The organism is Streptosporangium sp. NPDC049248 (genome assembly GCF_040678965.1).
Lineage (GTDB): Bacteria > Actinomycetota > Actinomycetes > Streptosporangiales > Streptosporangiaceae > Streptosporangium > Streptosporangium fukuiense.
Window position 1 is genome coordinate 34,824 of sequence record NZ_JBFAQY010000026.1, and the last position, 18,824, is coordinate 53,647.

Sequence of the window (18,824 nt, forward strand, 5' to 3'; positions counted from 1 at the left end):
GGCGGTCACACCCCGTCCGCGCGCCGCCGCAGAACCCCGCCCAGGCTCTCCGGATCCTTCGCCGACATGAGAGTGCCGATCGTGATGTCCTCATCGGCGATGCCGGAGTGCCGCTTCGCGGTGAACGACACCTTCGCCCGGGTGCCCTGGTAACCGTCGACCTTGTCGAGCGCGGCCTTGAGATCGGCCGGATCGAGGCTTTTGGTCTCCCCGATCACCGTGGCCATCAGCATCACGTAGTCGTAGTAGGGGCTGGTCACCGCCGAGTAACCGAGGCCCGCGGTGTCCGGATGCGCGTTGATCCGCTCGACCAGCTTGCGGACCTCGGCCGGAGGCTGCTCGTCGCCGGCATAGGTGAGCCCCCGGTAGGTGGTGCCGAAGAACCCGTCGAGCAGGGGCCGCGGGAACTCCCCGAGCGCATCGAGGTAGTTCAGGTCGTGCGAAACGATCACAGGATGGAAATCGCTGGCCGCCATCGCCCGCAGGATCAGGATGGTCGCCTGCGGCTGACCGGTGAACAACCCCAGCCCGTCTACACCGGCCCGCTCCAGATTCCGGACGAACGGCGTCATGTCGGAGGCGTCCACCTCGAACACCTCGACCGCGACCGGCTTGGCGGAGTAGTCGTCGCGCAGCGTCCGGACGACGGCGTCCCTGATCGACGTGCCGAACTCCGAGTTCTCCACGATGATGCCGATCTTGCGCAGCCCGCGGACCTCGTGGAGGAAGCGCGCCGCCACCCTGGCCTGCTGGGTGGTGTTGTAGACGAGCTGGTAGTGGTACGGGAAGCGGTCACCGTCCCCGAGCAGCTCCGCGCCTCCCCAGCACGACTGGATCAGGTTCGCGCGGGCGAGGGCCGTCACCGACGCCAGCACCTGTGAGCTGCCTGTCGGTCCGACCACGAAGGTCGGATTCTCCCGGATCAGCCGCTGCGCCACGGCCGGCTGGCTGGCCGGGCTCCCCTTGTCGTCCTGCTCCGCTACCTGCACCGCCTGTCCGAGCAGGCCGCCGGCCACCTTGATGTCCTCCAGCGCGAGCCGCGCACCCACGTAGATCGGCTTGTAGGCGGCTGCGAGGCGACCGGTCTTCGGCTCCACCCACCCGATCCGGGCGGCCGTTTTTCCTCCGCCTCCCGAGCTCCCGCACGCCGCCGTCCCAAGGCCGAGCGCTCCGAGCGCGGCGGCGGACGCGGCGCCCGCCAGAAACCCTCGCCGGGACATCCCGTCCATCCGGTAAGTGACCAAGGCCGCCTCCTCAGATTGGTGTATGAACGTTTGTATACTTCGCCTCGATGAGCGTCAAGAGGAAGCCCGTAAGATCGAGCGGCACAACAGGCTGGTCAGAGCCGGGCGTCGAAGTCGGCCCAAGGCCGTGCCGGACGGGTGACGAGCAGAGGCGTCAGCGGGCCAAGGCGGCCCAAGAGGCCGAGGGGCAGCGGCGAGAGCCGCGGCAGGTATCGACTCGCGTTCCAATTCCGCGGGGGATGTCGAAGGCACCCGGCACCCATCTCGTAGGGGCACTTCGAGTGTGGTGGAAACCGAAACGTCCGAGGTTCTTTCCGTAGCGGACTTTGACTTTCGGGGTTGCGAGAGCCTCGGACGTCACGGCGATGATCGTGATGACATGGTCGGGCCTTCCAGCCCACATCGCCGAAGACACCCGCGTGGCAACGGCCAGGTGGCGGCGTTCAAGCGCGATGTAGTTGGCCCCCAGGACGGGTGACGACCAGCTCGGAAACGACGGCTCGTGCGGAGAGCCGGGTGATGCTCATCGCCAGCTCCGCGACGTCCGCTGTACTGATCATTTCAGTGGGGTCGATGCGATCGTGCACCCATGCGGACATATCAGTGTCAACGTAGCCGGGGCAGATCGCGGTGGCCGTGATTCCGGCGGCGGAGACCTCGGCGTTGATCGAGCGGCACAACGCGATGAGCGCGCCCTTGGACGCTCCATAGGCGGCCAGGCCCGGCTCGGGGTAGACGCCCGTGATCGACGAAAGCGCGATGATCTTCACCCCCGAGACGGAGCGCTGCGCCGCGGTCGCGCGCAGGGCCGGAAGCAGGGCCTGTACCAGTGCGTAGCACGCCCGGACGTTGACGGCGAACTGCTTGTCGAACCGATGCAGGGGCACGGTGTCGAGAGGGCCTGCCGTACCGACGCCGGCCGCGATCACCAGCACGTCGCACCGCCCATAGGCCGACGTGTGCGCCTGGGCGACGCGGAGGATGTCCTGCTCCTTGGCCATGTCGGCGGCCTCGGAACGCACGTCCACCCCATATGCGCCCAGCCGGGCGGCAGCGGTGGCGAGGTGGTCGGCATCCCGGGCACAGATCGTCATATCGTGCCCTGCCTCGGCCAGCCGCTCGGCGATGGCCAGTCCGATTCCCCGGGAGGCGCCGGTGATCAGCGCCGCCGGCCTGGTTCGCATGGTGCCGGTCATCCGACCTCTCTTCCCGTCATCGCACGTAGCCCGCCCGCGGCGAGCCGCGGAACCGCGGCACCGGCCGTCTCGAAGCCCTGCCCCACCGTCAGCCCCCGCGCATGGCGCGCGTGAATCCCCTCCGCGATAACAGCGATCTTGAAATATCCCAGCGCCAGGTAGAACTCGAGGCGGCCGAGATAGCGCCCGGACACTCGGGCGTACCGTTCGGCGAGCGCCTCGGTGGAGGGCAGGCGCTCGCTCACAGCGGCCGCCGATCCACCGAGCACCGGCTCGATGGCCGGGTCGCGGTAGACCAGGTGCAGCGCGAGGTCGGCCAGCGGGTCGCCGAGGGTGGCCATCTCCCAGTCCACCAGTGCCCGCACCGTGCCCAGGTCTCGTGCGTCGAAGATGGCGTTGTCGATACGGAAGTCGCCGTGGACGATGGAGGCACCGCTCTCGGCCGGCACCGCCTCGTCGAGCTTGGCATGCAGGACATCGATGTCGCGGAGTTCGCGCGTCGCCACCCGGCGCCACTGGTCGTACCAGCGGCGGATCTGCCGTCCCAGGAAACCCTCGGGGCGGCCGAAGCCCGCCAGACCCACCTCGGCGTACGGCACGGCGTGAAGCGTGGCGAGCACATCGACCAGGCCGTAGGCGCAGCGAGCCGGCTCGTCTCCGCCATGGCGGGCGAGGTCTTCCCGGCTGCGGACGACCTCGCCGGGCACGTACTCGACGAGGGAGAACGGGCTCCCTATGACCGAGGTGTCCTCACACAGCGCGACCGTGGGCGCGACGGGGACGGCGGTGCCCCGGAGCGCGCCGACCACCCGGTACTCCCGGGCCATGTCGTGCGCGGACGGGGTGAGTCCGCCGAGCGGCGGGCGACGCAGCACCCACGCGCTGTGGCCGTCGGTCAGGCGGTAGGTGAGGTTGGACCGACCGCCGTGCAGCAGTTCGGCGGTGATCGGGCCGACCGCCTCCGGAACATGCGCGTCGAAGTAGCGCTGAAGGGCGGCCAGGTGCAGCCCTTCAGGGACACCGGTCATGTCACGTTCCCGTGCGCCCGGCTGCCGCGCAGAGCCCGGCGGGCGATGGCCCACCGATGCGTTTCGGTCGGGCCGTCATAGATGCGGAAGGGGCGCACCTCACGCAGGAACCGCCCCAGCAGCACATCGCCGGACACCCCGAGGGAACCGCAGACCTGCAGCGCCCGATCCACCACGCGCCACACCGCCTCCGCGGTGAACGCCTTGGCGATCGCGGTGGACTGTGCCGCGGAACGGCCGTGGTCGAGTTCCCAGCACGCCTGCAGCGTCAACGCCCTGGCCGCGGCGATGTCGATCTCCGAGTCGGCGATCATGCCCTGCACCATGCCCAGGTCGCCCAGACGTGAGCCGAAGAGTTCCCGCTCCGACGCCCTGGCCAGCGCGATCTCCTGCGCCCGGCGGGCGATGCCCAGCCAGCGCATGCAGTGTGTCATCCGCGCCGGGCCCAGCCGCACCTGAGCGTAGTCGTACCCCTTGTCCACCTCACCGAGCACCGCGTCGTCGGACACGACGCAGTCGTCGAACACCATCTCGCAGTGCCCGCCGAACAGGCTCTCGTCGAGGGTGTCGATGTGTCGGATGATCTTCATTCCCGGATTGTCGACGTCCACGAGGAACATGGTCGCGCCGCCGCGGTCTCCCGGCTCACCTGATGTTCGGGCCATGCAGATGGCGAAGGCCGCACCGTCGGCACCGGTGATGAACCATTTGCGACCATCGATCCGCCAGCCACCCGCCACCTTCGTCGCCCGCGTGCTCAGGGCGGCCGGGTCCGAGCCCGCCCCCGGAGCCGGTTCGGTCATCGCGAAACACGAGCGCACCTCTCCTTGGGCGAGGGGACGCAGGTAGTGCTCCCTCTGCGGGTGAGTCGCCACCGCCTCCAGCAGATGCATGTTGCCCTCGTCCGGAGCGGCGATATTGAGCGCGAGCGGGCCGAACAGCGACCAGCCGGCCTCCTCGAAGACCGCCGCCCGGCCCCGCATGTCCAGACCGTGCCCGCCGTACTCGGGCGCCACGTGCGGGGCGAACAGGCCGGCCTGCTTGGCCGCGGCCTGGAGCCGGCCGCGCAACTCCTCGCCCCCGACGGCCGCGACACCGCCGTAGCGCTCCTCCTCGGGAACGACGACCTCACGGACGAAGCGCGCGGTGCGCCGAGCCAGCTCCTCCACCCGCGGTTCATGGGACAAATCAATGGGCACTGACCGACCTCCCGACGTCTTGGGCTCATCTCTCGCAACAGGCTAATGATTGTTAGCCTTTCGTAGCCGCCACCCCTCCCTGCTGTCAAGGCGAGGATCAATAAAGGCATGGGATCATCCTCGCTTCAGCTAGCATCGATTAGCCTTAAGGGAGCACTAGGAGGTCGCCCGTGGCAGTGCGTGTGGCGGACATCAGAGCGGCGGCGTTGACGTTGTTCTCCGAACGCGGATATCAAGCCACCACGATGGCGGACATCGGGGCTGCGATCGGGATCCGCGGGCCGAGCCTGTACAAGCACGTCGGGTCAAAGCAAGAGCTACTCGCTCAGATCATGACCGCGACAATGGACACCCTCCTGGAGAACCACGAGGCCGCCATCTCAGGCTGCGAGGACGTCACCGAACGTCTCCGCAGAGCCACCGAGGCGCACGTGCGGTTTCATGCCCGGCACCGGTTGGAGGCCTTCGTGGGGACCCGGGAGATCCGCAGCCTCGAGGAGCCGCACCGGGCTGAGGTTCTCCGGCGGCGCGCAAGATACGAGCACGGATTCCGGAAGCTCGTCGCCGACGGGGTACAGGCAGATCGGTTCCGCGTCGCGTCCGTGAAGCTGACCTCCTATGCCATCCTCGACCTCGGCATGGGCGTCTCCGTCTGGTATCGGGAGAGTGGCGACTTCACCGAGGACCAGGTCGTGTACCAGTACGGCGATCTCGCGCTGCGGCTCGCGGGCGCTCGCTGAGCCGGCGACCGTTCGGCCGGGTGCCCACGACGCCCCGGTCGGCACATGTCCCTGTCCGGTCGGCGCCGGCCGTCTGACCGGGTTCCCGGCGCACGAACGGCAGCGAGGCCTCGGCCACGAGGGACAGGACCATCTCCATGAACCTCGACTGAGGGCGACCTGCCCGCACCACTGAAATTTTCATACGTCCGCTGAATTCTTCGTGCCCAGCAGCAGGTCAGCGGCACGGCCTGGGGAAACGTCCTGTACACAGATGTGAAACAAGCCAAGGATGGGAGCGCTCCCACACGGGCACCCCTTCCCTGGAGGCTTGAAGATGAAGACACTGCGTTTGTGGGCTCTGTCCACAGCGGTCGCACTCCTGGCGGCGATCGGGGTGGCCGTCACCTCGCCCGCCGCCCAGGCGGCGGTCGCCTGTTCCGTGACCTACACCAAGGCATGGGACAACGGCAGCGGGTTCGGCGCCAACATCACGATCAACAATCTCGGCGACCCGATCGGCTCGTGGACGCTGCGCTACACCTGGCCCGGCAACCAGCAGGTCACCCAGGGCTGGGGCGGAACCTGGACCCAGTCGGGCCAGAGCGTGACCGTGACCGCCCCGTCGTACGCCCCGGGCCTGGGAACGGGCGCCGGCGTCACCGTCGGCTTCAACGGCGGCTACATCGGTGCCAACACCAACCCCACCGCTTTCGCCGTCAACGGCGTGGCCTGCGGCGGCACCCCGACGTCGACGCCCACCCCCACCCCGACACCCACGCCGACACCGACGTCCGGCAACGCGCAGGCCGTCGTGGCCGCGATGCAGCCCGGCTGGAACCTGGGCAACTCCCTCGACGCCACCGGCTCGGACGAGACCTCATGGGGCAACCCGCGGATCACGGCGGCGCTGCTCGACAACATCAGGGCGCAGGGCTTCAACAGCATCCGGATCCCGGTGACCTGGGGTCAGTACCAGGGCGGGGCCCCCAACTACACCATCAACGCGACGCACATGAATCGGGTGAAAGAGGTCGTCGACTGGGCCCTCGCCGACGGCTTCTACGTGATGATCAATATCCATCACGACTCGTGGCAGTGGATCCAGAACATGCCGGGCGACCGAACGAACGTGCTGGCTCGGTACAACGCGATCTGGACCCAGATCGCCGGCACGTTCCGGAACTCCTCCGCCAAGCTGGTGTTCGAGAGCGTCAACGAGCCGACCTTCACCGGCAGCTCCGGAGACGCCCAGAACGCGACCCTGCTGAACGAACTCAACACGTCCTTCCGAAACATCGTGCGCCAGTCGGGCGGCAACAACGCGACCCGGTTGCTCGTCCTGCCGACCCTGCACACCTCGGCCGACCAGGCCAGGGTCGACGAGCTGGTCAGCACGTTCAACGCGATGAACGACCCCAACCTCATCGCGACGGTCCACTTCTACGGGTACTGGCCGTTCAGCGTCAACGTCGCCGGCGGCACGCGCTTCGACGCCACCGTTCAGCAGGACCTGACCGGCGCCTTCGACCGGGTGTACAGCGCCTTCGTGACCCGCGGCATCCCCGTGATCATCGGCGAGTACGGCCTGCTGGGCTTCGACCGGCACACCGGCACGATCCAACAGGGCGAGAAACTGAAGTTCTTCGAATTCCTCGGCCACTACGCGCGTACCAGGCAGATCACCACCATGCTGTGGGACAACGGCCAGCACTTCAACCGGACCTCGTTCCAGTGGGCCGACCCCGAACTGTTCGCACAGATCAAGTCCAGCTGGACGACGCGCTCGGGTACCGCCTCGTCGGATCAGGTGTTCAACGCGAAGGCGTCCGCCATCACCGGCAAGACGCTCACACTGAACCTGAACGGCACCTCGTTCGTGGGGATCCGCCAGGGCGGCACGGATCTGGTACGCGGCACCGACTACACCGTCTCGGGCGACCAGCTCACGTTCACCGCATCCGCGCTCACCCGGCTGACGGGCTCCCGGGCCTACGGCGTCAACGCGACGCTGTCGGCCCGGTTCTCCCAGGGCGTCCCGTGGCGGATCAACATAGTCACCTACGACACGCCGACGGTGCAGAACGCGAGCGGAACGACGAGTTCCTTCGCCATCCCCACCACGTTCAAGGGTGACCAGCTCGCCACCATGGAGGCCAAGTACGCCAACGGCACCAATGCCGGCCCCCACAACTGGACCTCGTTCAAGGAGTTCGACGTCGCCTTCGCACCCAACTACAGCACCAACACCATCACGCTGAAGCCGGAGTTCTTCGCCGAGGTCGACGACGCCTCAAAGGTCACGCTCACCCTCCACTTCTGGAGCGGCACGACCGTGACCTACTTCGTCACCAAGTCGGGAAGCACGGTCACCGGTAGCACGACCTGATCGAGCGGGCTCCCCGCCCGGCACCGTCCCGGCGGTCCACGGTTCGGCGAAGCGAATCGTGGACCGCCGGTATCCCAGGCCGTACCGGAACGTACGCCCGCACCCCATCCGGCCGATGTCCGGATTGACGTACAGCCGAGTGATCAGTGCCTCGATCCGGCCACTCCAGCACCGTGATCGTGTTCCGGTCGACATGAACGCCTCCGCGCACCGGAGCCGGCGACGCGAAGGCTGCTCCACACGGAGGGTGATCTTCAGAGCACGAACGGCATTTACGGCAGCTTTAGGTGAGCTTATGCATTGTTGTCCTATTGACTGCTAGGGGGAGGAAGAAAGATGACCTCTGGATCGGACGGATTCAGCACCGCGGAAACAGTGGTGAACGAGCCGCCCAGGCGCCGCATCCCTCGCTCCGCACTGCTCATCGCCACCACCGCGCTCGCCGTGGTCGCCGGAGCCGGTGTCGCCACCGCGGCCGCGTTCTCGCCCTCGCCGTCCCCGACGCCCACGGCCGGCGACACCGCGACACCGTCGGCGACACCGTCGGCGGCACCGTCCGACAAGGCGCCGGGACAGGACCGGGGCCGGGGCCACAGGATGGGCTTCGGCGGACCTTCCATCCACGGCGAGTTCGTCGTGCCCGACGGTGAGGGCAAGTACGTGACCGTCGCCACCCAGTACGGCGACGTCACGGCCGTCGACCAGGACTCGATCACGGTCAAGAGCGAGGACGGCTATACCAAGGAGTACGCGATCAACGGGGACACCCGGATCAACCGCCGCGGCGAGGACGGCGACACCCTGAAGACCGGGCAGAAGGTCATGGTCATGGCGAAGGTGGACGGCAGCACGGCCACCGCCGTCGCGATCCACGACGCGACCACGCGCGACGGGCAGGGCCGGCACGGCAAGGGAGGTCAGTGGCACGGCAAGGGAGACCGCTCGCACCGCGACCACCAGCCCGGCCAGCCGCCGACCTCCTCACCCGCACCGACCTCCTCACCCACGGAGACCTCCTGACCGCTGAGAATCACCCCCGTGCCATGCCGCCCGAGGTGGCATGGCACGGGTTACCTCACGGACAGCTCACATCCCGAAGAACCAGCGCCGATACCTCGGCCGCCCACCGATCGGGAGTGTGATCCGCGGGGACACCGTCGGCAGAGAAGAAGACAGCCCGAACACCGGCGATCTCGATGCCACGGGTTCGACGACGTCAGTCCGGTCGTGGGGCCGGGTCGGCGGTGACCGAGCGGAGCAGGGGCCGTGACAGCGCGCCCGCCCCCAGCACCCCGGCGAACCCCACGGCGACAGAGGTCAGCAGCGTGACCGCCCCGCTCACGCTCATCGCCGCGTACACGAACGGCAACGCGCGGAACATGCCGATGGAGGACGTACCGAACGAGGACGCCGCCCGGCTCTCCCCTCTCAAGCACGCGAACCTCAACACGCTGGGCCGCCACCCCCGCCCCGGCCTGCGCCCGCTGCGCAACCCGGCCGACGACGATGACGGCGAGGACTGAGCGGACCACGGCCGCGGTGGTTTGCCGACGCTGTTGGTGTGGTTGAAGGCGTACCGGTGGACGCCGAGGCTGCCTGCCCGCGGTCTGAACGTGGCTCAGGTAGTGCTGTCCGAGGTCGTTTCGGGTTTCGTGTGGAGGATCTCGCGGGCCTGGTCCGCAGCGCGGGCGATGCTCTCAGAGACGAAGTCGACGAAGCGGGCGATGTTCTCCAGGCGGGCGGCGGCCGGGGAGTCGGGGCCGAGGATGTCGACGCCCTGCCGGGCGACCTCGCCGAGGTGGGCGGTGGAGCGAGCGCTGGCCATCGTCGACTGGTACAAAACATCGTCGTCGACGATGTAGCGCTCGCGGCGGCGCTCGTCGCGTTCCCGGCGGATGAGGCCCTGGCTTTCGAGGAACGTGATCGCTTTGGAGACGGACGCCGGGCTGACCTGGAGGCGCCCGGCGAGTTCGGAGGCGGTGAGGCTGCCGGCGTCGGTGGTGTAGAGGCTGGCCAGCACCAGCGCCGTCATCTTGGGCAGGCCCGATTGCATGAAGACGGTGGCGAACACCTCCTCGTACTCGCGCACGGCCTCGGCCTCGCGCCCGTAGGCCTGCGGGGGTGTGTTGGGGTCCCGGGGCGCGGCGCGCCTGCGGCGGTGGGTACGGCGTTCGGTGGCGCGGTGGGCCAGGTCGGCACGGTAGGCGGTGGGGCCGCCGTTGCGCATCACCTCACGCGTGATCGTCGAGGTCGGACGGTCGAGGCCTCTGGCGATCTCCGCGTAGGCGAGACCGTCGGCCAGTCCCAGCGCGATCTGCCGGCGGTCCTGCTGGGTGAGTCTGCCTCCCGGCATCGCGGTCTCCTTCGTGGTCCGTGGTGTCTCCAGTATAGCGTTCACCTTTGATTCATTGCAACGAGCAAGGTGAGGATTGTTGCATTAGATTCAAAACACTGCAACGAATTACTGACTTCTACCTGCGAGAATGTCTCTTGTACGCAACGAATCAATTGCCGTACTGCGAAATGCAACGTAGTGTTTCCATCGTCAGAAACAACAGGGCGAAGGAAGACACGATGCAGAAGTTCGACACCCCCACCCCGGTGACCGCCATCCTCGACATCCCCGCCGGCCGCATCCAGTTCATCGCCGCCGACCGGGCCGACACCGTCGTCGAGGTCCTCCCCGCGAACGCCTCGAAGAGCCGCGATGTGAAGGCGGCAGAGCAGACCGAGGTCGCATACGGCGACGGCGTCCTGCGGATCAAGGCCCCGGAGGCGAAGAACCAGATCCTCGGCGCTTCCGGATACATCGAAGTCACGGTCCAGCTGCCCGCCGGCTCCCGCATCGAAGCGAAGGCGGCCAGCGCCGAGCTCCGGGGCGTCGGACGGCTCGGCGACGTCGCCTTCGAGAGCGCGCAGGGCTCGGTCAAGCTCGACGAGGCCGCGAGCGCCCGCCTCACCCTCCTCGCCGGCGACCTCTCGGTCGGCCGCCTGGGCGGCCCCGCGGAGATCAGCACCCAAAAGGGCGACCTCCACATCACCGAGGCCGTGCGCGGCACGGTCGTGCTGCGCACCGAGTCCGGCGAGATCTCGATCGGCGCCGCCCGCGGGGTCTCCGCCTCCCTGGACGCCGGCACCACCTACGGGCGGATCCACAACGCGCTCAAGAACACCGATGGTGCCGACGCCGCCCTGACCATCCACGCGACCACCGCGTACGGCGACATCACCGCCCGCAGCCTGTAAGAGCGGCACCCCTTGAATTTCACAACAGTTCCAAAGGAGCACACCACCATGTCCAGCCCCCTTGCCGACCAGGACCGCCCGGAGCTGCAGAAGGCCATCGAGGAGATGGTCGATTCCGGTTTCGTCGGGGTGACGCTGCGCGTGCACGACGAGCGGGGCGAGTGGGTCGGCAGCGCCGGGGCGGCCGAGCTGGGCGAGACCGCCAAGCCGCCGACCAACGGACACGTCCGGATCGGCAGCAACACCAAGACCTTCACCGCGACCGTGGTGCTGCAGCTGGTGGCCGAGGGCAAGATCGGGCTGGACACTCCGGTGGATGACTACCTGCCCGAGTTCGGGCTGGACCGGAAGATCACAGTGCGGATGTTGCTGCAGCACACCAGCGGGGTGTTCAACTTCACCGGCGAGTACTACGACGACGGGACGTTCGCGCCGGGGATCCCCGCCACGCCCGCGGGCCAGGAGTGGGTGGACAACCGGTTCAAGACCTACCCGCCGGAGGAACTGGTACGGCTGGCGTTGTCCAAGCCGGCGCGGTTCGAGCCGGGGACGGACTGGAGCTATGCCAACACCAACTACGTGCTGGCCCGGCTGCTGATCGAGAAGGTCACCGGCCGCTCGGTCGCCGAGGAGATGCGGCGGCTGATCCTGGGGCCGCTCGGGCTGACGGGCACCGTGGCGCCGACCACCCAGACGGAGATCTCCGAGCCGCACGCCCACGCCTACTACCGCTACGAGGAGGACGGCCGGCAGAAGACGGTCGACGTCACCCGCCAGAACCCCTCCTGGATCTCCAGCGGCGGTGACATGATCTCGACCACCGAGGACCTGCACACGTTCATCTCCGCGCTGGTGAGCGGCAAGCTGCTGCCGGCCTCGCTGCTGGCCGAGATGTGCACGCCGGAATCGAAGGCCGGCTACGGCCTGGGCGTGTTCGTGCAGGAGGCACCGGACGGCGGCACCGTCATCACTCACAACGGCGGCATGGCGGGCCACGCGGCGCTGATGTACAGCACGCCCGACGGCGGCAAGACCCTGACCGCCGCGCTGAACTATGTCGACGACGCCGCGCTGTCCATGGGAGAGGCGTTCCAGAAGGCGACGCAGCGGCTCGTCAAGGAGGTGTTCGGCGGCGGACAGGCCGAGTCGGTTGACGCGGCCGAGCCGGCTCAGTAGACAGGGCCGAGCGGCGTGGCGCCCCACGCGGGCCCATGCCCGCCGACATGGACGACCAGGCCCACCCGGACCACACGCTGTCGCGACCCGAAGTGGCCGCCATGAGCGCGCGGGCCGCCCCCGTAGCTCCCGGCGCCCCAAGGCGGCGTACTCCGACACCGCATCGGAGTACGCCGCCTCGTTCGCGTGACCTCCCCTGGCGTCTCTCACCGTTCAAGATCCTTCTCAGTGCCGACCACGGTTCCGTTGACCCCCGGGGTCCGGAGACATCACCGGCTGAAAGTCCACGCCGCCGGTTGGGACCGGGCTCAGCGGACCGCCACCCCGCCCGCGGCGGTGGCGACGCCTATCCGGTTCCAGGCGTTGATCGCGGCGATCGTCCACAGCAGATGGACCAGTTCGGTGTCGTCGAAGTGCTCGGCGGCCGCGTCGAGGACCTCGTCGGGAACACCCTTTTCCGCGATCAGGGTCACGGACTCGGTCAGTGCCAGGGCAGCGCGTTCGGCTTCGGTGAACAGCGGGCTCTGGCGCCAGGTCGACAGGGCGTCCAGACGGCGCGGGTCCTCTTCCGCGTCCAGGGCGGCCCGGGTGTGCAGGCCAAGGCAGAACGCGCAGCCGTTGAGCTGTGATGCGCGCACCCGCACGAGTTCGGCGAGGGCCGGCTCCAGGCCCTCGCACGCGGCCGCGTCGAAGACCGTCATGACGGAGTGGACATACGGTGCCGTGGCGTGCACGTTGACGCGCGGCTTCATCGGGCCTCCACCGGGCGGCGGCCCTGCACCGAGTAGATCACGCACGAACCGGCCCGGAAGCCGGGGTCGGCCAGCAGGACGCGCACGTCGGCGAGTTGCCGGTCGGTCATCCCCTCCTGGATGAACTGATCACGCAGGTGCCGGGTGTGGTGGGCGACAAGGTGCACCCCCGGGGAATCCGAGTGCCACAGCTCCAGCCGGGGCAGCGGGTCGATGTCGACCAGGCCGGCACGGTGCATCGCGGCGGCGGCGTGGCGCCCCCACGCCACATCGGCGCCCGCGCGGGTCATCAGGCGAATCTTGGCCTCCATGAACGTCTCGTAGAGCCGCCGCGCGGCGGGATCGGGCATCAGCAGCGCGGGGCCGTAGGTGATGTCGAACTCGTCGAGTTGGAGCACGCCGCCGGGTTTGAGCGCGCGTACCAGGCGGTCCAGCACGGCGAGGCGTTCCGGCAGGTGCAGCAGCACCAGCCTGGCGTGTACGAGGTCGAACTCGGCTTCGGGCAGCGGGTCGCGCACGATGTCGTGGCGCAGGATCTCAAGGCCGGGGACGGTGGGAATGCGCTCGGGCTTGATGTCGGTGGCCACCACGCTCCCGGTGGGACTCACCCGCCGAGCCAGCCACACCGCCACGCTCCCGCCGCCCGCCCCCACCTCCAGACACCGCCACCCCGGAGCGACCCCGGCCTGGGCGAGGCGGTCCGTGGTCATCGGGTCGTAGGCGCGGGCCAGGCAGCGGTGCTGGTCGAGGGCGTGCTCACCGTGATTGTCGAAGACGTAGCGCGACGTGCTCGTCCCGGCGGCGGTGACGGTTGGGTGCATGGGTCCTACTCCTCGGTCGGTATGAGAGAGCCGGGAACGGCGGACTCGGCCGCGATGCGGGCGAGGGTGGCGGCGCAGACCTTGCCGGTCGGGCCGAGCGGCAGTTCGGGCAGCACCACGAACCGTTCGGGCAGTTTGCGCGGCTCCAGGCCGCGCTCGTCGCGCAGGTAGGCGGTCAGTACGGCCGGGGATGGCGGCGGGACGCCGTTCTTCGAGGCCACACACGCGCACAGGCGCTCGCCCAGGTCCGGGTCGGGGACCGGAACGCAGCACACGTCCGCTATGTCGGGGTGGGTGCCGAGTTCGCGCTCCACTTCGAGCGGAGAGATGTTGAGCCCGCCCCTGACCACCACTCGCCGGATCCGGCCGACGACCCACAGCGTGCCGTCGGCTTCCAACCGGCCCAGGTCGCCGGTGCGCACCCACCCGCCCGCGGCCCGATAGCGGTCGTCCAGTTCGGGTGCCGCCACGTGGCACAGCGGGCTCATCGGTCCCAGCGCCCAGATCTCCCCGATCTCCCCGGCGGGCACCGGTCGCCCTTCGCGGTCCCGGACGGTCACCTCGGTCACGTCGGGGGCGGGGCGACCGGCCAGCCCGGGACGCCACCGGCCGGGGTCGCCTCCCGTATGGCAGTTGACACCGTCGGTGGACCCGTACACGTTGACGACAGGCCGGTCGAACCGCCGTACACAGGCGTCCCACGCCTCCTGATGCAACGGCGCCCCGCTGGCGATCACGGCCCGCAGGGACGACAGATCCGCGTCGGCATGACCGTCGAGATCGGCCATGCGGCGCAGCATCGTGGGTACACCGAGCACGTGGGTGGGGCGGTGCCGCTCGATCGCGCGCAGCGCGGCGGCGGGGTCGTAGCGGGACAGCAGCACCAGGGTGCCGCCGTGCCTGGCCAGGGTCACCGAGGTCCCACAGGACCCGAACGAGGACGCCAGGGAGACCAGCAGCAGATTGCGCATCGGCTCCGGGCCGAACCGCAGCGCCGCCAGGTAGTTGCCCCGCCCGCCCGCCATCGCGTTGTGCGAGTAGGCGACCATCTTGGGTTCGGCCTCCGAGCCCGAGGAGACCAGGATGCGTGCGGGCGCCTCCGGGGCGAGACGGGTGGGACGCCAGCGCCGGACCTCGTTCCCTCCGGGACGGTCCAGTCCGCGTGCCCCTGTCACGGGCCGGCCGAACGTCCACAGTTCGCGAAGGTGCGGCATCTCGCACCGCCGGTCGCGGGTCGCCTCGACCATGGCCGGGACGGTGATGAGGGCTCCGGCCCGGGACCTGGCAAGCAGGGCGACGACGTCGCGAAGCCCCCGGGCATCGGGGATGGGCAATGCCACCGCGCCGATCGCCGCGACCGCGAGCTCGGCCACCACCGCGTCGCGTCCGTTGGGCAGCAGGACGCCGATGATGTCAGCCGAGCCCCAGCCCGCCCCGGACAGGGCGGCGGCGGCGCGGCGGACCCGGATATCCAGCGCGGCGTAGTCGAGGGTGCCCGCCTCGTCGATGACCGCGGGACGGCCGGGCGCCATCCGGACATGCTCCCCGAACAGGGTGTACAGATCCCGGCCGGGGCACAGTCCACGCGCGGTCCACTCCGCGCGCAGCCGTCCGGGAACGCGATCGGCCAGGACGATGCCGTTGGCGGAGGTCCAGGGCGGCGCATTGACGGGTCTCATCGGGTGTTCTCCAACCAAAGGGGCGCGGTGGCCGGGACGAACGTCCACGGTGCGCGGCTGTAGACGGCCTCGCCGCCGATGTCGAGCGCGGTCGAGAACGCGGGGTCGGCGGCCATCTCGGCCAGGTCGGTCACCACGGCGACGGCGCCGACCTCGGCACCGGTGCGCGTGGCATCCCCCCTGCCGTGCGGGGCGGTGGCGTCGCGGATCAGACGGGCCGCGTCGACCAGGGCCGTCTCCGCGCGCACCCCCGCACCGGTGCGGGAGCGGGCCAGCAGCGCGGCGACGACCCCCTCCGCGCTGATGAGCCCGCCCAGCACATCGGTGAGGGTCAGCAGGGTCGGCGCGGGCGGCTCGCCGGGACCACCGACCAGGGCCGCCACTCCGCAGTACGCCTGCACCAGGTAGTCGGTGGCCAACGGCTGGGGCTCGGGCAGGAGATCCGCCCAGCCCCCGGCGTGCGCGTGAACCAGACAGGGCCGTACGGCGGCGAGAGCCTCGTGGTCCAGGCCGAGCCGGGCCGCGCGGCCCGGTGGCCAGTTGTGCAGGAACACGTCCGCGGCGGCGACGAGCCGCAGGGCGGCACGACGGCCAGGTGCGGACTTCAGATCGGCCTCGACCACCCGCTTTCCCCGGTTCAGCGCCTGGAACCTGGCCGAGCACTCTCCCGCCATGGGCGGAACTCCCCGCATGGGATCACCTCCCGGCGGTTCGAGCCGGACGACCTCGGCGCCGAGCAGGCCGAGCAGGTGCCCCGAGAGCGGGCCCTGCACCCTGCTGGTGGCCTCCACGACCCGCAATCCGGCCAGCGGGGCGCGGTCATGCGGACCGAGTGGCGGAAGGGCGGACGCCGGGCCGGTGACGACCTGCCCGCGCAGCCGCCACGGTGACGCCGGGGCGGGGGGAAGAAGGCCGGGGGCGTCGGCGGCCCGCACCGGCAGCACGCTGACGCCGCTGCGCTCGGCCACGACTCGCACGGTCCGGTAGTCCAGCGCGGCCGCCGCCGTCCCGAGTGCGGTGGGCAGCGGGCACGTCGCGGTGGCGAAGCGCTGTTGGAACGGCGGCCAGCCCGTCGCGACCGCGGCGGGGCCCGCACCCAGTTCCGTCCAGAAACACCGCCAGTCCTCGGCGTCGAGCGTCTCGATCTCGAAACGCACACCGTCCGCCGAGCGGAAGAGCGGGGCACCGTACCCCGCTGACCCGGCCGGGCCGGGTGAGCAGGGACCGGGCTCGGCGGTGGCCGCGGCGACGTACTGGGTGAGAGCCAGCAGTGCCGCCTGGGCGGCCGAGGTGGCCGCCGCCAGGGCCGGCCCGCCGCGCAGCAGGGCCAGCACACCCGCGCTGACCGCCTGGACCGCGAGCACCCCGGCGCACACGGAGACGTAGTCCACCCGCAGCGGTCGTGGCCCGCCGGCGGCCCGCCCGTGGACCTGCATGATCCCGCAGGCGGCCTGCACGTCGTGTTCGCCGGCCATGGGCACGGCCACGGGTCCTGACCAGCCGATCCGGCACTCGGGCAGCGCACCGCCCGTCACCGTGAACGGAAGGCGGGTGACGCCCAGCCACCCCGCGGGGGCCCCGTCCGGCGGCGACTCGCTCCCTGTCTCGACGGCACAGCCCAGCGCGCGCAGCCGCCGTACGGCGACCCGCAGCGCGGGTGAGTCGCCGAGCGCGCGCACGACCGTCCCCGCCAGCGGCCGGTCCGCCGCCACCCCGGACCGGACTACGTCCACCGGCCCGTCCCGTGGGTCTCCCGCATCTCGCCGAGCCGGTCGCGCAGGGCCATCCTGCGGACCTTGCCGGTACCGGTGCGCGGTACCTCATCCCAGGTCAGCACCACGGGGTCGGCCAGTCGCGGCAGATCCGCGGTGGCGCGCCGCCACGATCCGAGATCGAGTGCGCCGTTCTCGGTGACCACGACGGGCAGGGAGGGGCGCTCGGGGACGCTCAGGATGACGCACTCCAGCACCTCGGGGATACGGTCGTCGATGACGTCCTCCAACTCGACGCAGCTTCCCTCGGGGATGGCGTCCACCTCCCGATCCACGAAACGCATGCCGCCGGTGCGGGTGAGGGCGCCGACGTCGCCGGTGTTCCACCACTCGCCCGCCCGCTTGTCCTGCCAGCGGCTCTGTTCGCCGACGTATCCGAGGCACAGTGCCTTGGTCCGGCAGTACACCAGGCCGGTGGCGCCTCGCGGCACCGGTCGCAGCGTCTCGGGATCCATGACGCGCAGCCGGGTGCGGGTGGGGATCGGATGGCCGAGGTCGCGGGTGGTGGGGTGCCGGTCGTGCGCGGTGGCCATGGCACGCCGGGTGAGGAACCGGAAGGTCAGCGGACCGGTCTCGCTCTGACCCCAGCCCTGCAACCACACCGGGCGGCGGTGCCGCGTGGCGTGGAGGAAGGCGCGCACGGTGGGCGGGTGCATGGCGTCGAAGGTGCTGATGTAGAGACGGACGCGCTCGAACGGACCGCCCTGCTCCTCGGCGTGGCGCTGCCAGCGCACGTAGGTCGCGGGCAGTGCTTCGAGGGTGGTGGGCCGATGCCGGTGCAGGAACGGGCCCGCCTCGGCCCAGTCGGGGGCGCAGACCGCCAGGAGTTTGGCGGGGGCCAGCCACAGCACGCTCGCGGCCTGGGCCAGCGCGCGGCCGTGCGCGAAGGAGATCGCACTGGCCACGGTGTCGCCGGGACGGCTGCCGAGCACCGGCCAGCGGTGTGCCTCGAACCCGGCCAGGCGACGCATGATCGTACGGGTGGAGTGGACGACGAGTTTGGGCACGCCGGTGGTGCCGGAGGTGTGCATGATGGCCAGCGGGTCGTCGGCGGGCGGGCGGTACGCGGGCGGCACGGTATGGCCGCGCACATCGTCGATGGACAGGGTGCCCTCGGCCGCGCCGTCGACGAGCAGGGTCCTGGTGGCGAAACCGGTCAGGTCGGTGCCGGCCTCGCGGCTCGACGCCAGCAGCGCGGAATCGGTGACCAGGAGGGCCGGCTCCAGCCGCTTCAGCAGCGTCTCCAGCACGTCGGGGGCCAGGTTCGCGGAGAGCGACGCGGGCACCGCGCCGATGCGTGCCGCCGCGCAGTTCAGCAGCACGTAGTCCCAGTGGTTGCGCTTGGCGATGGCGACCCGGTCTCCGCGCCGCACCCCGGCGGCTGCGAGCCACCCGGCGACATCGCGAACGAGCCCGGCCAGGCCGGGAATGTTCAGCGCGGAGCCCAGCGCGGGCGCGATGTCCAGCGGCCGGCTCAGATGCACGGCCGTGGTGTGGCCCCGGTCGGCCAGATCGTCGAACAGGGTGCCCAACTCGATGGGCTTGGTGAGGAGTGTCATCTACTCGCCTTCCGGTTCGGGGGTGGGGACGGGCGGCCACGGCG

17 protein-coding genes are annotated in these 18,824 nt (G+C 70.1%); 6 read left to right on the forward strand and 11 right to left on the reverse strand.

Annotated elements, in window-relative coordinates; all coding sequences use genetic code 11:
- Window positions 1–5: 5 nt before the first annotated feature.
- The 4 genes from AB0K21_RS34055 to AB0K21_RS34070 all read right to left on the reverse strand — a co-directional run bounded on the left by AB0K21_RS34055 (window position 6) and on the right by AB0K21_RS34070 (window position 4,667).
- Complete coding sequence (locus AB0K21_RS34055) at window positions 6–1,244, reverse strand: ABC transporter substrate-binding protein (protein WP_343971469.1); 1,239 nt, start codon at window positions 1,242–1,244, stop codon at window positions 6–8.
- Between the two features lie 443 nt (window positions 1,245–1,687).
- The gene (locus AB0K21_RS34060; protein ID WP_343971472.1) at window positions 1,688–2,440 is read right to left on the reverse strand and encodes an SDR family oxidoreductase; all 753 of its coding nucleotides are present in this window, start codon (window positions 2,438–2,440) and stop codon (window positions 1,688–1,690) included.
- The gene (locus AB0K21_RS34065) at window positions 2,437–3,468 is read right to left on the reverse strand and encodes a phosphotransferase family protein (RefSeq protein WP_343971475.1); all 1,032 of its coding nucleotides are present in this window, start codon (window positions 3,466–3,468) and stop codon (window positions 2,437–2,439) included. The genes AB0K21_RS34060 and AB0K21_RS34065 overlap by 4 nt, the downstream gene beginning before the upstream one ends.
- The gene (locus AB0K21_RS34070; RefSeq protein ID WP_343971478.1) at window positions 3,465–4,667 is read right to left on the reverse strand and encodes an acyl-CoA dehydrogenase family protein; all 1,203 of its coding nucleotides are present in this window, start codon (window positions 4,665–4,667) and stop codon (window positions 3,465–3,467) included. The genes AB0K21_RS34065 and AB0K21_RS34070 overlap by 4 nt, the downstream gene beginning before the upstream one ends.
- 182 nt (window positions 4,668–4,849) lie before the next feature.
- Here AB0K21_RS34070 and AB0K21_RS34075 point away from each other — a divergent pair, with 182 nt between their 5' ends.
- The 3 genes from AB0K21_RS34075 to AB0K21_RS34085 all read left to right on the forward strand — a co-directional run bounded on the left by AB0K21_RS34075 (window position 4,850) and on the right by AB0K21_RS34085 (window position 8,795).
- Window positions 4,850–5,407: a TetR/AcrR family transcriptional regulator gene (locus AB0K21_RS34075; RefSeq protein WP_343971720.1), complete on the forward strand. Its 558-nt coding sequence runs from the start codon at window positions 4,850–4,852 to the stop codon at window positions 5,405–5,407.
- Window positions 5,408–5,723: 316 nt separating this feature from the next.
- Entirely contained in the window at window positions 5,724–7,775 is a 2,052-nt protein-coding gene (locus AB0K21_RS34080) for a cellulase family glycosylhydrolase (protein WP_343971481.1), read from the forward strand.
- Window positions 7,776–8,111: 336 nt separating this feature from the next.
- Window positions 8,112–8,795, forward strand: coding sequence for a hypothetical protein (locus tag AB0K21_RS34085; protein ID WP_343971484.1), 684 nt, complete (start codon window positions 8,112–8,114; stop codon window positions 8,793–8,795).
- Between the two features lie 196 nt (window positions 8,796–8,991).
- Here the strand turns inward: AB0K21_RS34085 and AB0K21_RS34090 are convergent, their stop codons facing one another.
- Entirely contained in the window at window positions 8,992–9,156 is a 165-nt protein-coding gene (locus AB0K21_RS34090) for a hypothetical protein (protein WP_364155789.1), read from the reverse strand.
- Window positions 9,157–9,160: 4 nt separating this feature from the next.
- On the opposite strand from AB0K21_RS34090, the gene AB0K21_RS34095 reads away from it, so the two are divergent.
- Window positions 9,161–9,298, forward strand: coding sequence for a hypothetical protein (locus tag AB0K21_RS34095; protein ID WP_364155791.1), 138 nt, complete (start codon window positions 9,161–9,163; stop codon window positions 9,296–9,298).
- Between the two features lie 95 nt (window positions 9,299–9,393).
- On the opposite strand, the gene AB0K21_RS34100 is transcribed toward AB0K21_RS34095, so the two are convergent.
- The gene (locus AB0K21_RS34100; protein WP_343971494.1) at window positions 9,394–10,128 is read right to left on the reverse strand and encodes a helix-turn-helix domain-containing protein; all 735 of its coding nucleotides are present in this window, start codon (window positions 10,126–10,128) and stop codon (window positions 9,394–9,396) included.
- 221 nt (window positions 10,129–10,349) lie between these two features.
- On the opposite strand from AB0K21_RS34100, the gene AB0K21_RS34105 reads away from it, so the two are divergent.
- The gene (locus AB0K21_RS34105) at window positions 10,350–11,021 is read left to right on the forward strand and encodes a DUF4097 family beta strand repeat-containing protein (protein WP_343971497.1); all 672 of its coding nucleotides are present in this window, start codon (window positions 10,350–10,352) and stop codon (window positions 11,019–11,021) included.
- 48 nt (window positions 11,022–11,069) lie between these two features.
- On the forward strand, window positions 11,070–12,197 hold the full coding sequence (locus tag AB0K21_RS34110; RefSeq protein WP_343971499.1) for a serine hydrolase domain-containing protein: 1,128 nt from the start codon (window positions 11,070–11,072) through the stop codon (window positions 12,195–12,197).
- A gap of 308 nt (window positions 12,198–12,505) precedes the next feature.
- Here AB0K21_RS34110 and AB0K21_RS34115 read toward each other — a convergent pair whose 3' ends face one another.
- From AB0K21_RS34115 to AB0K21_RS34135, 5 genes are read right to left on the reverse strand one after another with little or no spacing between them, the layout of a single operon-like run.
- Window positions 12,506–12,949, reverse strand: a complete 444-nt coding sequence (locus tag AB0K21_RS34115; RefSeq protein WP_343971501.1) for a carboxymuconolactone decarboxylase family protein — start codon at window positions 12,947–12,949, stop codon at window positions 12,506–12,508.
- On the reverse strand, window positions 12,946–13,770 hold the full coding sequence (locus AB0K21_RS34120) for a class I SAM-dependent methyltransferase (protein WP_343971505.1): 825 nt from the start codon (window positions 13,768–13,770) through the stop codon (window positions 12,946–12,948). The genes AB0K21_RS34115 and AB0K21_RS34120 overlap by 4 nt, the downstream gene beginning before the upstream one ends.
- Window positions 13,771–13,775: 5 nt before the next feature.
- Window positions 13,776–15,449, reverse strand: coding sequence for a class I adenylate-forming enzyme family protein (locus AB0K21_RS34125; RefSeq protein WP_343971508.1), 1,674 nt, complete (start codon window positions 15,447–15,449; stop codon window positions 13,776–13,778).
- Window positions 15,446–17,182, reverse strand: coding sequence for a CoA transferase (locus tag AB0K21_RS34130; RefSeq protein WP_343971511.1), 1,737 nt, complete (start codon window positions 17,180–17,182; stop codon window positions 15,446–15,448). The genes AB0K21_RS34125 and AB0K21_RS34130 overlap by 4 nt, the downstream gene beginning before the upstream one ends.
- Complete coding sequence (locus AB0K21_RS34135) at window positions 17,173–18,780, reverse strand: class I adenylate-forming enzyme family protein (protein ID WP_343971514.1); 1,608 nt, start codon at window positions 18,778–18,780, stop codon at window positions 17,173–17,175. The genes AB0K21_RS34130 and AB0K21_RS34135 overlap by 10 nt, the downstream gene beginning before the upstream one ends.
- Window positions 18,781–18,824 lie beyond the last annotated feature (44 nt).